General features: G+C 68.5%; 14 protein-coding genes. All 14 read left to right on the top strand.

Features of this window, described 5'->3' with window-relative positions:
- The first annotated feature begins 11 nt into the window (after positions 1-11).
- The 14 genes from cls (at position 12) to AN478_RS08540 (ending at position 13,269) form a co-directional block, all read left to right on the top strand.
- Positions 12-1,439 (top strand): cardiolipin synthase, encoded by a 1,428-nt coding sequence (gene cls, locus AN478_RS08605; RefSeq protein ID WP_054966202.1) that lies wholly within the window; start codon positions 12-14, stop codon positions 1,437-1,439.
- Positions 1,436-2,197 (top strand): 23S rRNA (guanosine(2251)-2'-O)-methyltransferase RlmB, encoded by a 762-nt coding sequence (rlmB, locus tag AN478_RS08600; RefSeq protein ID WP_054966201.1) that lies wholly within the window; start codon positions 1,436-1,438, stop codon positions 2,195-2,197. Before cls ends, rlmB begins: the two co-directional genes overlap by 4 nt.
- A gap of 137 nt (positions 2,198-2,334) precedes the next feature.
- Positions 2,335-2,775: a 30S ribosomal protein S6 gene (gene rpsF / locus AN478_RS08595; RefSeq protein WP_054966200.1), complete on the top strand. Its 441-nt coding sequence runs from the start codon at positions 2,335-2,337 to the stop codon at positions 2,773-2,775.
- 20 nt (positions 2,776-2,795) lie between these two features.
- The gene (priB, locus tag AN478_RS08590) at positions 2,796-3,146 is read left to right on the top strand and encodes a primosomal replication protein N (protein ID WP_074471213.1); all 351 of its coding nucleotides are present in this window, start codon (positions 2,796-2,798) and stop codon (positions 3,144-3,146) included.
- 29 nt (positions 3,147-3,175) lie between these two features.
- Positions 3,176-3,397, top strand: coding sequence for a 30S ribosomal protein S18 (rpsR, locus tag AN478_RS08585; RefSeq protein WP_054966199.1), 222 nt, complete (start codon positions 3,176-3,178; stop codon positions 3,395-3,397).
- A 3-nt stretch (positions 3,398-3,400) separates the two neighbouring features.
- The gene (locus AN478_RS08580; protein WP_054966198.1) at positions 3,401-4,339 is read left to right on the top strand and encodes a DUF2232 domain-containing protein; all 939 of its coding nucleotides are present in this window, start codon (positions 3,401-3,403) and stop codon (positions 4,337-4,339) included.
- A 36-nt stretch (positions 4,340-4,375) separates the two neighbouring features.
- Positions 4,376-4,822: a 50S ribosomal protein L9 gene (gene rplI, locus AN478_RS08575; RefSeq protein WP_054966197.1), complete on the top strand. Its 447-nt coding sequence runs from the start codon at positions 4,376-4,378 to the stop codon at positions 4,820-4,822.
- A 73-nt stretch (positions 4,823-4,895) separates the two neighbouring features.
- Positions 4,896-6,257 carry a replicative DNA helicase gene (gene dnaB, locus AN478_RS08570; protein WP_054966196.1) on the top strand — a complete coding sequence of 454 codons (1,362 nt, stop codon included), beginning with the start codon at positions 4,896-4,898 and terminating at the stop codon, positions 6,255-6,257.
- 1 nt (position 6,258) lies between these two features.
- Entirely contained in the window at positions 6,259-7,347 is a 1,089-nt protein-coding gene (alr, locus tag AN478_RS08565) for an alanine racemase (protein ID WP_054966195.1), read from the top strand.
- Complete coding sequence (locus AN478_RS08560) at positions 7,344-8,117, top strand: MlaE family ABC transporter permease (protein WP_054966194.1); 774 nt, start codon at positions 7,344-7,346, stop codon at positions 8,115-8,117. The genes alr and AN478_RS08560 overlap by 4 nt, the downstream gene beginning before the upstream one ends.
- 1 nt (position 8,118) lies before the next feature.
- Positions 8,119-8,880: an ABC transporter ATP-binding protein gene (locus AN478_RS08555; protein WP_054966193.1), complete on the top strand. Its 762-nt coding sequence runs from the start codon at positions 8,119-8,121 to the stop codon at positions 8,878-8,880.
- Positions 8,881-8,889: 9 nt separating this feature from the next.
- Positions 8,890-10,383: an MlaD family protein gene (locus AN478_RS08550; protein WP_054966192.1), complete on the top strand. Its 1,494-nt coding sequence runs from the start codon at positions 8,890-8,892 to the stop codon at positions 10,381-10,383.
- Positions 10,384-10,462: 79 nt separating this feature from the next.
- On the top strand, positions 10,463-11,827 hold the full coding sequence (gene radA / locus AN478_RS08545) for a DNA repair protein RadA (protein ID WP_054966191.1): 1,365 nt from the start codon (positions 10,463-10,465) through the stop codon (positions 11,825-11,827).
- Positions 11,828-12,366: 539 nt separating this feature from the next.
- Positions 12,367-13,269: a transglutaminase-like domain-containing protein gene (locus tag AN478_RS08540; RefSeq protein ID WP_143004052.1), complete on the top strand. Its 903-nt coding sequence runs from the start codon at positions 12,367-12,369 to the stop codon at positions 13,267-13,269.
- The last annotated feature ends 2 nt before the right edge of the window (positions 13,270-13,271 follow it).

Raw genomic sequence — 13,271 nt, 5'->3', positions numbered from 1 at the left:
GGGGAGCAGCCATGTGGGAGTGGCTGGGCAGCGGGCTCCGGACCGAGCTCTATGCCATCGTCGGCCATGTGCTGACCGGGGTCTTCATCCTGCTCATCCTCTCCTCCCGGGAGGAAACCCAGTCCCCTTTCGGCTGGCTGCTGGCCGTGGTGTTCATCCCCTGGGTCGCCGGTCCCGCCTATCTGATCTTCGGCGGCTACCGCGTGCGGCGGGTGGCCAGCCTGCGCCTTCTCCGGGACTGGCAGTTTACCCTGGCCCTTCCCGCCAAGCTGGGCGGGGCGCCGGAAAAGGCCCCATCCGGCCCCGAGCCGGTGTTCCGCAAATCCGCACTGGACGACTACCCCAACGCCACGGGCAACAACGTGGACGTGTTCGGCCACGGCGAGGAGAAGTACGCCCGCCTGGAGGAGGACATCCGCGGGGCCGAGGACCACATCCATCTGGCCTACTACCTGTGGGCCAACGACCGCACGGGGATGTGGCTCCGCGACCTCCTCACCGAGAAGGTGCGGGAGGGGGTGGAGGTGCGGGTCCTGTACGACGCCTGGGGCGCCACCACCGCCGGCTGGCTGCTGCGTCCCCTGCGGAAGGCGGGGGGCCGGGTGCGCGCCTTCGCGCCCCTGCTTTCCCCCTCCACGGTCCTCGGGGCAAACCTCCGCAACCACCGCAAGATCGTGGTGGTGGACGGCCGGGTGGCCTACACCGGCGGCATCAACATTGGCAACGACTACCGGGGGCGCGAAGGGCCGCGGCTGTGGAAAGACCTCCACCTCCGCATCGAGGGCCCGGTGACCCGCCAGATCGCCACCATCTTTGCCAAGGACTGGCACTACGTGGTGGGGGAGGCGTTGGTGGACGAGCGCTTCTATCCGCGCATGCCGGCGGACGGTCCCAGCGTGGCCCGGGCCCTGCCCTCCGGTCCGGGCCAGTACTGGCGGGCCTTTCACGAGACGGTATTCAACGCCATAACCTCGGCCCAGGACTGGGTCCAGGTGGTGACGCCCTACTACGTCCCCGATCAGAGCGTCCAGATGGCCCTGGCCAGCGCTGCCCGGCGGGGGGTGCGGGTGCGAATGCTCGTGCCCCGGCACAACAACCACCCCATGGTGGCCCTGGCCAGCAACGCCTTCTACGAGGAGCTGCTCAAGGCGGGCGTGGAGATCTACCGCAGCGGGCAGGGCATGGTGCACGGCAAGCAGGTTACCGTGGACGGCCGCTGGGCCACCGTGGGATCGGCCAACCTGGACGCTCGCTCCTTCTACCTGAACTACGAGCTGAACGTGATCCTCAAGGACCAGGGACCCATCAACCGGCTGTCCACGCTCTTCGAGGAAGAGCTCCACTCCGCCAGTCCCATCACCCTGGATGACTATCAGCAGCGTTCGGCCTTGCGGAGCGGCCTGGAGGGCCTGGCCCGCACCCTGAGCCCCATGCTATGAGCGATCGGGACGACTACCTGTTTGGCATCCACGCCGTGACGGCGGCCCTGGAGTCCGGCACCGCCCTGGCTGAGGTGCGCATCGCCAAGGATTTCCACGGCAAGCGCCTGGGGCGCCTGGAGAACGAGGCCAAGCGACGCGGCGTGCGCGTCCGGCACGTGCCCCGGGAGGACCTGGACCGCCGCGCCGAGGGTGGCCGCCACCAGGGGGTGGTGGCGCGGGTGGAGCCGGTCGCCCTGTGGGGCGAGCGCGACCTGCACGCCCACCTGGACAGCCTCGCCGAGGAGCCGCTGCTCCTGCTCCTGGACGGCGTTACCGACCCCCGCAACCTGGGGGCCTGCCTGCGCACCGCCGACGCCGCCGGCGTCCACGCCGTGGTGGTGCCCCGCGACCGCTGCGCCCCCGTGAACGCCACCGCCCGCAAGGTAGCCAGCGGCGCCGCCGAGACCGTGCCGGTGGCCGCGGTGGCCAACCTGGCGCGGGCCATGGACACCCTCAAGGAACGGGGGATCTTCCTGCTGGGCACCTCCGACCAGGCGGACGAGCCCTGGTACCGGGCCGAAGGAACCGGTGCCGTCGCCTGGGTGCTCGGCGCCGAAGGGGAGGGCATGCGCGACCTCACCGCCCGAAAGTGCGACGCCCTCTACGCCATCCCCATGGCCGGCCACGTAACCAGCCTCAACGTCTCCGTGGCCACGGGCGTGGTGTTGTTCGAGACGGTGCGGCAGCGTTCCCTACCCCCGGCGGAAAGCCGCTAGGCCGGGCCCGCCTCCGGACGCGGGCGGCGGCCCCCAGGCCGGGGCTTGGCGAATACCCCCGGAAGCCCTACAATGCCCCGTTTTCCATCCTTGCTCTGCCGGTGTCGGTAGGGCTTTATCCGTAAGGAGAGGAAGTCGTGAACCATTACGAGATCCTGTTCATCGTCCATCCTGACCAGAGCGACCAGGTCCCGCCCCTCGTCGAGAAGTACAAGGGCATGCTCACCCAGAACGGGGGCACAATCCACCGCGAGGAAGACTGGGGCCGGCGCAAGCTCGCCTTTCCCATCAATAAGGTTCACAAGGGCCACTACGTCCTCCTGAACGTCGAGTGCGACGCCGCCGAGGTGGACGAGATGGCCGAGGCCTTCCGCTTCAACGACGCCATCCTGCGGCACATGGTGGTGCGCAAGGAGCACGCCGAGACCGAGCCCACCCAGATCTACAAGTCCCAGAAGGAAAAGGACAAGGGGTCCGGGGGCGGCGAGCGCTCCGAACGGCCTGAGCCCAGCGAGGAAAAGCCGGAAGCGACTCCCGAATCGCCCGAGTCTCCGGAATCCGCTGAAGCCACCGAATAAGGCCGGGGTCTCATCGCGGGATGTCCGAGCCCGAAAACCGGATCCGCCTGGAGGGCACGGTGCTGCCCGGGGCGGAGACGCGCTGGACCCCCGCGGGGATTCCCCTGGTTCGCTTCGAGCTGGAGCACAGCTCCCGGGTCACCATCGCCGGAATGGAACGCGTGGTGCACTGCCGAGTGACGGTGGTGGCCCTCGGGGAGGCCTTGAGCGGCCAGGCGAAGGGCCTGGCCGACGGGCAGCACTGCCGCGTGGAGGGAGTCCTCGGGCAGCGCGTCCGGCGCCGCCGCGGCGAGGAGCCCCTGTACGGGCGCCTCGAGGTGCACGCCACCGCCCTGACCCCCTTGGCGGGGCCTCCCTCCGAACCCGAATGACCGATTGATCAGGAATAGGAGCCTAACCAATGCGCCCGAGCTTTCGTCGTCGTAAGGTCTGCCGCTTCTGCGTGGACGGCGTGAACGAGATCGATTACAAGGACGTTCGCACCCTGGAGAGCAACATCACGGACCAGGGCAAGATCGTCCCCAGCCGCATCACCGGAACCTGCAGCCGCCATCAGCGGATGCTGGCCAAGGCCATCAAGCGCGCCCGCGCCATCGCCCTGATCCCGTTCACCGTCCGGTAAAGGGTGGAGCGCCTCGCCCGGATCATTCTGGGAGGGCGGCTGCCGGCGAGCGTGATCGCCGCCGGCCTTTTTCTGGCCGCCGCCCTGGTCCCCGCCCTAGGGGGTCTGCTCGGTCTTGTGGCGGCGGCCCCGGCTGTGGTTATCGGCTGGCACGTAGGCGCGCGGGGGCTGGTGGAGGTGGGCCTGATCGCCGGCCTTCTCATCGGCCTCGCCACCCTGGCACCCCTCATGCCCGTCCTCTGGCTGGCGGCCTTCTGGCTGCCGGTGGGGCTCGCCGCCGTGGTCCTGCGCCGGGGGCCCCTGTTTCCCGCGGTGGGGCTGGCCCAGGTGCTGGTTATCCTCGCGGGCGTGGGGGGCTGGGTCCTGAGCGTGGAGGGCGATCCCCAGGCGCTGGTGGGCAGCTGGGTCGGTAGTGTCCTGGAAGGCTGGGTGGAAAGCCGCGATCTGCCGCAGGATCAGACTCGGGAGCTGATGGGCGAGCTCGAGTCCAGTATGGTGCCGGCCCTGGCCCGGTTCCTGCCCGGCGTGATCGGCGCCGGGATCCTGCTGACCTGGTGGATAAACAGCCTGGCAGGCCTGTCGCTGGCCACCCGAGTGGGGGAGAACCCGGATCTTGCCGAGAGCCTGCGGGACTTCCGGCTCCCCGACGCCACGGTTTGGCTGGTGGTGGCCCTGGGCATCCTGGCCTGGGCCGGGGCGGGAAGCGACCTGGGGTACTGGGCCGGCAACGGGCTGATCGTGGTGGCCATGCTCTTTTTCGCCCAGGGGCTGGCGGTGGTGCACAGCGCCCGGTTGGCCTATGGCCTGGGCCAGGGCTGGCTGGTGGCGTTCTATGTCTTTGTGGGCCTGTTCGTGCAGCTGACCATGGCGGTGGCCCTGCTGGGCTTGGCGGACGTCTGGGCCGATTTCCGAAACAAGATCAAGGGTGCCGGCAGCGCCTGAGGCGCGGCACCCCGAATACCGAATAAGGAGGGTTCGATGGAGGTCATCCTGCTGGAGAAGGTGGAGAATCTGGGAGGCCTTGGCGACGTGGTCAACGTGGCCCCGGGCTACGCACGCAACTACCTGGTGCCCAAGGAGAAGGCGCTGCTCGCCACCGAGGGCAACAAGAAGCGCTTCGAGGCCCAGCGCAAGGCCTTCGAGGCGCGCCAAGCCGAGCTCCTGGAGTTTTACCAGAGCCTGGGCAAGAAGATCGACGGCACCACCGTGCAGCTGGACCGGCGGGTGGCCGAGGCCGGGCGCCTGTTCGGCTCGGTGGCCAACGCCGACATCGCCGACGCCCTCAAGGAGCAGGGCTACGAGGTGGAGCGCGGCATGATCCTGCTGCCGGAGGGCCCCATCAAGGAGGTGGGAGACCACGAGGTGCAGGTGCGGCTTCACCCGGATGTTATTGTGACGATCACGATCTCCGTGGCCGGCATCTAGGGCCGGACGGCTGCTCATTCCTCCGCGGGGCGCTCCGGCCCCGCGCGGGGCGCGGAAAGCGGGGTAGTGCGGTGTGCTGAATACGGATGAGCTGAAGGTCCCGCCCCACTCCGTGGAGGCGGAGCAGTCGGTGCTGGGCGGTCTGCTGCTCGACGAGAACGCCTGGGACCGGGTGGCGGATGTCCTCAGCAGCGAGGCCTTTTACCGCCACGACCATCAGCTGATCTTCGACGCGGTGGGCCAGCTGGTGGACCAGAACCGGCCCGCGGACATCGTTACCGTGGCGGAGGTCCTGGAGCGGCAGGGCAAGCTGGAGGAGGCGGGCGGCACCGCCTACCTGGCTACCCTCGCCAACAACACGCCCACCACCGCCAACATCGTCCACTACGCCAACGCCGTCCGGGAACGGGCGGTTCTGCGCTCCCTCATCCAGGTGGCGGGGGACATCTCGGACAGCGCCTTCCATCCCGGCGAGCAGTCCGTCGCCGAGATCCTGGACAGCGCCGAGCAGCGGATCTTCCGCATCGCCGACCAGTCGAACCAGCGCCAGGGCGGTTTCTCGCCCCTGCGGGATCTGCTGCGCGAGAGCGTGGAGCGCCTGGATGAGCTGTTCCAGCGCGACGATCCCATCACCGGCCTGCCCACCGGCTTCGAGGACCTCGACGACAAGACCTCGGGCCTCCAGGCCTCCGACCTCATCATCATTGCCGGCCGGCCCAGCATGGGCAAGACCTCCTTCGTCATGAACATGGCGGAGTCGGTGTGCCTGCAGGGCAGCGCGCCCGTGGCCATCTTCAGCCTGGAGATGCCCCGCGAGCAGCTCACCATGCGGCTGCTCTCCTCGCGGGCCCGCATCGACGCGCACAAGATGCGCAACGGCAATCTGCACCCGGACGACTGGCCGAAGCTTACCAAGGCCGTGGGAGAGCTTTCCGAGGCGCCCCTGTTCATCGACGACACCCCGGGCCTCGGGCCCATGGAGATGCGCGCACGCTGCCGGCGGCTGAAGCGCGAGCACGGCCTCGGCCTGGTGATCGTGGACTACCTCCAGCTCATGCAGGGCTCCTCCGACGCCGAGAACCGGGCCACGGAGATCTCCCAGATCTCCCGGTCGCTGAAGGCCCTGGCCCGCGAGCTGGACGTGCCGGTGATCGCCCTGTCCCAGCTGAACCGAAGCCTGGAGCAGCGCCAAGACAAGCGCCCCATGATGTCCGACCTGCGTGAATCGGGCGCCATCGAGCAGGACGCCGACATCATCATGTTCATCTACCGCGACGAGGTCTATAACCCGGACAACCCCGAGTCGAAGGGGGTGGCCGAGCTGATCATCGGCAAGCAGCGGAACGGGCCGACGGGGGTGGTGCGTCTGACCTTCCTGGACGAATACACCCGCTTCGAGAACTACGCCGGCCCCGAGCTTGCCGAGGGCTTCTGAGGTGGGCCGGCCCTCGCTAGTGCGGGTCTCGGCCCGGGCCCTTGCCCATAACCTGGAGGTGGCGCGGCGGCATGCCATCGGCTCCCGGGTCATGACTGTGGTCAAGGCGGACGCCTACGGACACGGTCTGGAATGGGCCGCGGGCGTGCTGGAGGAGGGCGGCGCCGACGCCTTCGGCGTGGCCTGCATCGAGGAGGGGATCCGCCTGCGGGAGGCGGGGGTCCGCCGGCCCGTCTTCATCCTGGAGGGCTTCTTTCAGCGGGAGGAGCTCCGGGCGGTGCAGGCCCTGGACCTCGGGCTGGTCCTGCACCGCCCGGAGCAGGTGGACGCGGTCCTGGAGGAGGCCACGCCGGAGGCCCCGATCCCCTGCTTTCTCAAGGCGGACACGGGCATGCACCGGCTCGGGCTGGATCACGACGAGGTCCCGGCCCAGGCGGAGCGCCTGGCCCGGGCCCCGGGGGTGGCCTGGCAAGGCCTCCTGAGCCACATGGCCCGCGCGGACACCCCCGACGATCCGTATAATGACCAACAAGTCCGGTGTCTGCGGGAGCTGGGGGCGTCCGTGGACGGGGGCTGTCCGCTGTCCCTGGCCAACTCGGCCGCCGTGCTCGCCCGCCCGGAGGCGCATCTGGACTGGGTGCGCCCCGGCCTGATGCTCTACGGCGCCTCCCCCCTGGAAGGGTGGAGCGGGGCGGACCTGGGTCTGGAGCCGGTGCTGCGCCTGGAGTCCAGCGTCATCACCGTGCGCCATCTGGAGCCGGGGCAGTGGCTGGGTTACGGGACCGCCTTTCAAGCGGAGGAGCCCATGCGGGTAGGGGTGGTGCCACTGGGGTACGGGGACGGTTATCCCCGGCATCTGGGTACGGGGACCCCCGTGCGTGTCGGGGACCGGGAAACCCGCACCCTGGGGCGCGTGTGCATGGACATGATCTTCGTGGACCTGACCTCCCTGCCGGAGGCCGGTGAAGGCGCGAGGGTAGAGCTGCTGGGCCCGGCCGTACCCGCCGAGGCCCTGGCCCGGCAGGCGGGCACCATCCCCTACGAGATCCTCTGCGGCCTGCGCAACCGCCTGCGACGGGTGACCGAGTGATCGGGAAGTCCCTGGGAGCGGTCGGCGGGTGGGCCCTGCACGTCCTGGGGCGCTGGGGGGAGTCCGCCCTGCTCTTCGTGCGGACCCTGGGAGTGACCTTCCGCCCGCCCTTCTACTTCCGTAACTTCATCTACCAGATCGAGTCCATCGGCATCAATTCGCTGCCGGTGGTCCTGCTCACCTCCGCCTTCACGGGGCTGGTCCTCGCCCTGCAGATCTTCTCCGGCTTCGCGCGCTTCGGCGCGGAGAGCATGACGGGGACCGTGGTGGGCTACTCCATCGTGCGCGAGCTGGGGCCGGTGCTGGTGGGGCTCATGGTCGCCGGCCGCGCGGGAGCGGCCATGGCCGCGGAGCTGGGGACCATGCGGGTCACCCAGCAGATCGACGCCCTCTACGCCCTGTCCGCGGATCCGGTTCGCTACCTGATCGTGCCCCGTTTCTGGGCCGGGGTGATTGCTTTGCCCCTGCTGGTGAGCCTCGGCGACTTCATCGCCATCTGGGCGAGCTACGCGCTCACCGTCTGGGTGCTCGGGGCCAACCCCGTCGTCTACTGGGACAGCATGTTCGATTTCATGGAGCTCTGGGACTTCTACTCCGGGCTCATCAAGGCGACCGTGTTCGGGGGCATCATCGCTTTCGTGGCCAGCTTCGAGGGCTTCACCGCCAGGGGCGGTGCGCGGGGGGTGGGCGGCGCCACCACGCGCGCGGTGGTGGGCGCGGCCAGCCTGATCCTGGCCGCCAACTACTTCATCACCTACCTGGTGGTCTGAGATGGCGGAGCCGTTCCTGGACGTCCGCGGCATGCGCAAGGCCTTCGGGGACTTCGTGGTCTGGGAGGAGTGCAACCTTACGCTGGAGGAGGGGGAGACCCACGCCGTAATCGGCGGCAGCGGTACCGGGAAGTCGGTGCTGCTGCAGACCGTGCTGGGGCTCCTGCAGCCGGATTCCGGATCCATCCGCTTCCGGGGGCGCGAGATCGTGGGGGCGGACCCCGCTACCCGCGCGGAGATCGTCCGCGAGGTCGGGATGCTGTTCCAGGACGCCGCCCTGTTCGACAGCATGACAGTAGGCGAAAATGTGGGATTCGAGCTGGCGCAGCTTAAGCTGATGGACCGGGCGGGCATCCGCGACCGGGTGGCGGAAGTCCTGGAGTGGGTGGGTCTTTCGGGCATCGAGGATCGCGATCCCGCCCAGCTGTCCGGGGGCATGCGCAAGCGGGTGGGGCTGGCCCGGGCCCTGGCCAGCGGGCCCCGGCTCATGCTGTACGATGAGCCCACCACCGGCCTCGACCCCATCACCAGCGACGTCATCAACGAGCTGATCATCTACCTCCGGGAGAAGACCCATACCTCCGGCCTGGTCATCACCCACGACATGCCCAGCGCCTACAAGATCGCCGATCGCATCAGCATGCTGTACCAGGGGCGGCTGATCTTCACGGGCACCCCGGAGGAGGTCCAGAACACCGATCACCCCGTGGTCTCCCAGTTTGTCCACGGCCGGGCCCACGGTCCCATCACGGACGGGGCGTAAGGAACTCCCATGTTCGGAACCGAGCAGAAGGTCGGACTCTTCATCGTCGGCACCCTGATCCTTCTGGGCTTCGCCACCTTCATCATTGGCGACATGGATCCCCTCGGTGCCCCGGAACGCAAGACCTATACGGCGGTGTTCTCCGACGTGAAGGGCCTCAAGGAGCAGGCCCCGGTGCGCATGGCCGGTGTGGAGGTCGGTCGGGTGGGGGCCATCCGGCTGGCCAACGGCACGGCGGAGGTGGAGCTGCAGGTTCGGTCCGACGTGGAGATCCCCGAGGGGGCCGGTGTCCTGATCGGCGGGTCGGGCCTCGTGGGGGACAAGTACGTTGTGATCACCTATCCGGGGGGTGCCGAAGGAGGTGAGGAGGGCAGGCCCGGGGTGGCAAAGGCCGAGCCGGACACCCTTCCGGAGGGCTCCACCATCCGCGAGAAGGCGCCCTCCCAGGACCTGGACGACCTCATGCGGACCTACGGGAAGGTCGGGGAGGATGTCCAGGCGCTTACCGGGAGCCTGCGGGAGATGGTGGAGGCCAACCGCGAGGATCTCCGCAGGGTGGTGGCCAATGTCCGCGACCTGACCGAATCCCTCAAGCAGGATCTGCCGCCGATGGTGGAGGACTTCCGGGGCACGGCGGAGAACGCCAACGACATCCTGGCGGAGAACCGAGAGAACGTCCGTCAGCTGGTGGCTCGCCTGAACGATAGCGCCGCCAACCTTGCAGAGATCACCGGCGAGATCCAGGCCGGCAACGGCACCATCGGCAAGCTTTACAAGGAGGAGGCGGTCTACACGGAGCTGGAGACGATCAGCCAGAACCTCGGGGAGATCACCACCAAGATCAACGAGGGCGAGGGGGCCCTGGGCAAGCTGGTCAGCGACGACGAGGTGGGCCGGCAGCTGGAGTCCGCCGTGGCCGGGATCGGCGAATACACGGAGCGGGTGCAGCGCATGCAGACCTCGGTGGCGCTGGATTCGCGCTACCTGACCGAGCAGGAGACCTCCAAGTCCGATTTCAGCATCCGCCTGCAGACCCGCCCGACCCGCTACTACCTCCTGGGGGCCACCTCCGACGGCCTCCCCACCCAGGCCGAGGACGCGGAGGCCGGGGATCCGCTGTTCGGCCAGGAGGAGGAGTTCGGAAGCGACTACAAGTTCACCTTCATGTTCGGAAAGACCTGGCCCGAGTACGGAGTGTCCGGGCGCATCGGGATGCTCCAGTCCACCGGGGGCGTGGGCATGAGCTACTACCCGACCCGCTCCCTGGAGCTGTCGGCGGATCTTTGGGACTTCGGTGGCGCCAACAGCGGCACCGAGTTCGACGGGCCCCAATCCCGCTTCATGGCCCGCTACGCTTTCCTCGACGACCACCTCCTCCTCGAGGGCGGCATGCACAACGCCTTTTCCGAGGAATACCGTTCACCCTTCATCGGCCTCGGCCTGCGCTTCTTCGACGAGGACCTGAAGTACCTGGCCGGCTCGGTGCCTACCGGGGGCCTGTAGGTATCCGGGGATCCTGGGCCATGTAGGAGCGGCCATCGGCCGCGACCGATCCCTCGCTTCCGCTGGATGAAAGGCAGTCATGGCCAAACGCCCCAAGACCGTCTTCGCCTGCACCGAATGCGGTGCCCAGCACTCCAAATGGTTCGGCCAGTGCCCGGACTGCGGGGCCTGGGATGCGCTGACCGAGGAGGCTCCCACCCCCCAGGAGGCGGAAAAGCCCCTCGGCAGTGGGCTCCATGGCGGCCGGCCCACGCCGCTTCCCGAGGTGCAACCGGGCGGCGAAGCCCGTCTGCCCACCGGCATCGGCGAGCTGGACCGGGCCCTCGGCGGCGGCCTCGTACCGGGGGCGGTGGTCCTCATCGGCGGGGAGCCGGGGGTTGGGAAGTCCACCCTGCAGTTGCAGACGGCCGCCCGGCTGGCCAGCGAACGCCGGGTGCTCTACGTCACGGGGGAGGAATCCTCCGCCCAGGTGGCCCAGCGCGCCGACCGCCTTGGGGTCCAGGACAGCCCCCTCCAGCTCCTGGCCGAGACCGACCTCGACACCATCCTCGGCCGCCTCCAGGAGCACCAGGCGGATCTGGCCATCGTCGACTCGGTGCAGACCGTGGCCGACGGCTCCTTGCAGTCCGCTCCCGGTTCCGTGGCCCAGGTGCGGGAGTGCGCCGCGCGCCTGGTGCGCTACGCCAAGCAGACCGGCACCGTGCTATGCCTAGTGGGCCACGTCACCAAGGAAGGCGCTCTGGCCGGGCCGCGCGTGCTGGAGCACATGGTGGACACGGTGCTCTACTTCGAGGGCGAGCAGGGCGGGCAGTACCGGCTGGTGCGCGCCATCAAGAACCGCTTCGGCTCGGTGAACGAGCTGGGGGTGTTCCGCATGACCGGCGGCGGCCTGGAGGCGGTGACCAACCCTTCGGCCCTGTTCCTGTCCGAGCACCAGGAGCCGGTCCCCGGGGCCGCGGTGGTGGCCAGCCAGGAGGGAACCCGGCCCCTGCTGGTGGAGCTGCAGGCCCTGGTGGCCGAGAGCCCGCTCAGTCAGCCACGCCGGGTGGCCATCGGCGTGGAGCGCGACCGCCTGTCCCTGCTGCTGGCGGTGCTGTACCGCCACGCCGGGGTGGCCCTGTTCGACCAGGACGTGTTCATCAATGTGGTGGGCGGGGTGGACCTGTCGGAGCCTGCCGCGGACTTGGCGGTGGCGGCGTCCCTGGTGTCCAGCCTGCGCTCCCGGGCCCTTCCGGAGCGGACCATCATCCTCGGCGAGGTTGGCCTGGCCGGCGAGGTGCGGGCGGTGGGCCGCATCGAGGACCGCCTGAAGGAGGCCGCCAAACTGGGCTTCCAGCGGGCGGTGATCCCGGCGGCCAGCGCCGACGGCCTCGATAACCCCGGCCTTACCCTCCACCCCGTGCGGCGCATCGAGCAGGCCCTGGAGGCTTTGCTCGACTCCTGACCGTTGTCGCACCCCTGCCTGGTTTGTCTGCTGTAGATAAGCAGCCTACGTTTCGTTCCCCGCTGGTTCCTGCCCCCTGCCCGCAATTTCTGTCCGGAATTCCCTCCGAATGTCCGAGTTCTTTGGTGTGCCGAAAGGGACAAAAGTGTCCGAAAAAGAACAGTAAGTATTTGACCCTTCGTTTCGTGCTTGATATAAAACGCGAAGTCAAAGGGGACACATTTGTACACCAGGAACCGGACAAGCACCGCACGGCGGGCAGCGGGGGCGGCCGCGGCTCGACTGTCTCGGGGCATGGGAACCCTTCCGCGGGTTTCCATGTCCGGGCAGGGGCCGTTGTTACGCCCGATATCCCTCTGGAGGGCGTTGGCTCCTCCGGGCGAGGGCGTTTCCCTTCCCGCCTGCATCCGGACCCTCCTTCCTGGCCTTTCTCCCCGTAATGCAGGCTCCCCTCCGGTGGTTCCTTCCGCTTTTTTCCCGACAGAAAACGGTCGAAGCCTTCCCGTTGGTTCGAGCCCCCTGGATAGGAAACCGTCCAGGTGACATTGCGGTTCGGCTCGGTAACCGCCCTCCTGGCTGTGCTGCTTACGGCCGGGGGTCTGGCGTACGTCCAGGGGCAGGGCGGTAACGAGCAGCCCGGCTATCCGGTGGAGCGGACGGTCCGGTACGGGTTCACCGTCCAGAATCTCGATAACCGGGCCGTGGAAACCGTGCGGTTCCGCACCCTCGCCCCGGTCAAGCGCACCCCCACCCAGAGGCTGGAAGGGATCGAGGCCTCGCATCCCTACCGGCTGGAAGAGGACGCCCTGGGGAACCAGGTCCTTCACTTCACCCTTCAGGACCTCCCGCCGCATGGACAGGCGGTTGTCCGGGTCACCGCCCGGCTGCGCCTAGCCCGTGAGCCCAATCCGGTGAAAAAGACCTATCCTTTCGGGGAGCTTCTGAAGCCTTCGGAACTTGCTCCGGCCGACCATCCCCGCATCCGGAAGCTGGCCGATTCCTTAGCCGATCCGGAAAGCCCCCGGGCCACCCTCCGCGGCACCCACCGGTGGGCCGTCGACAACATCGCCTACGAGGGATACATCGCCGAGGACCGGGGGGCCCTGTACGCCCTGGAGAACCGGACCGGCGACTGCACCGAGGCCATGAGCTTGAGCCTGGCCCTGCTCCGCGCCAACGAAATCCCGAGCGTGGGCGTAGCCGGCTTCCCCACCTCGGGCAATAGTGTCCTGTCGCCCGAAGACTTCCACAACTGGGTGGCTGCCTGGCCGGAAGGTGAGGCCTGGGTCACGGATCCGGTCAACGAACGACTCGAAGAAGGAATCCCCGGCCACATCGCCTTCCGCGTTTTCTCGCCGGATGAGGAAGAGGCCGGTCTCTCCGCAACGCAGTCCTTTTTCCGGACCGATCAGGAATCGGTCTCCATCCGGATGGAAGGCTGACC

The organism is Thiohalorhabdus denitrificans (genome assembly GCF_001399755.1).
Lineage (GTDB): Bacteria > Pseudomonadota > Gammaproteobacteria > Thiohalorhabdales > Thiohalorhabdaceae > Thiohalorhabdus > Thiohalorhabdus denitrificans.
The sequence above is the reverse complement of the archived record's forward strand: the minus strand, read 5'-3'. Positions and strand labels throughout refer to the sequence as shown.

Excerpts from the sequence above, each read along its gene's own strand:
- cls (WP_054966202.1), top strand. The coding sequence starts at position 12 with ATGTGGGAGTGGCTGGGCAGCGGGCTCCGGACCGAGCTCTATGCCATC.
- rlmB (WP_054966201.1), top strand. The coding sequence starts at position 1,436 with ATGAGCGATCGGGACGACTACCTGTTTGGCATCCACGCCGTGACGGCG.
- priB (WP_074471213.1), top strand. The coding sequence starts at position 2,796 with ATGTCCGAGCCCGAAAACCGGATCCGCCTGGAGGGCACGGTGCTGCCC.
- rpsR (WP_054966199.1), top strand. The coding sequence starts at position 3,176 with ATGCGCCCGAGCTTTCGTCGTCGTAAGGTCTGCCGCTTCTGCGTGGAC.
- rplI (WP_054966197.1), top strand. The coding sequence starts at position 4,376 with ATGGAGGTCATCCTGCTGGAGAAGGTGGAGAATCTGGGAGGCCTTGGC.
- AN478_RS08555 (WP_054966193.1), top strand. The coding sequence starts at position 8,119 with ATGGCGGAGCCGTTCCTGGACGTCCGCGGCATGCGCAAGGCCTTCGGG.
- AN478_RS08550 (WP_054966192.1), top strand. The coding sequence starts at position 8,890 with ATGTTCGGAACCGAGCAGAAGGTCGGACTCTTCATCGTCGGCACCCTG.
- radA (WP_054966191.1), top strand. The coding sequence starts at position 10,463 with ATGGCCAAACGCCCCAAGACCGTCTTCGCCTGCACCGAATGCGGTGCC.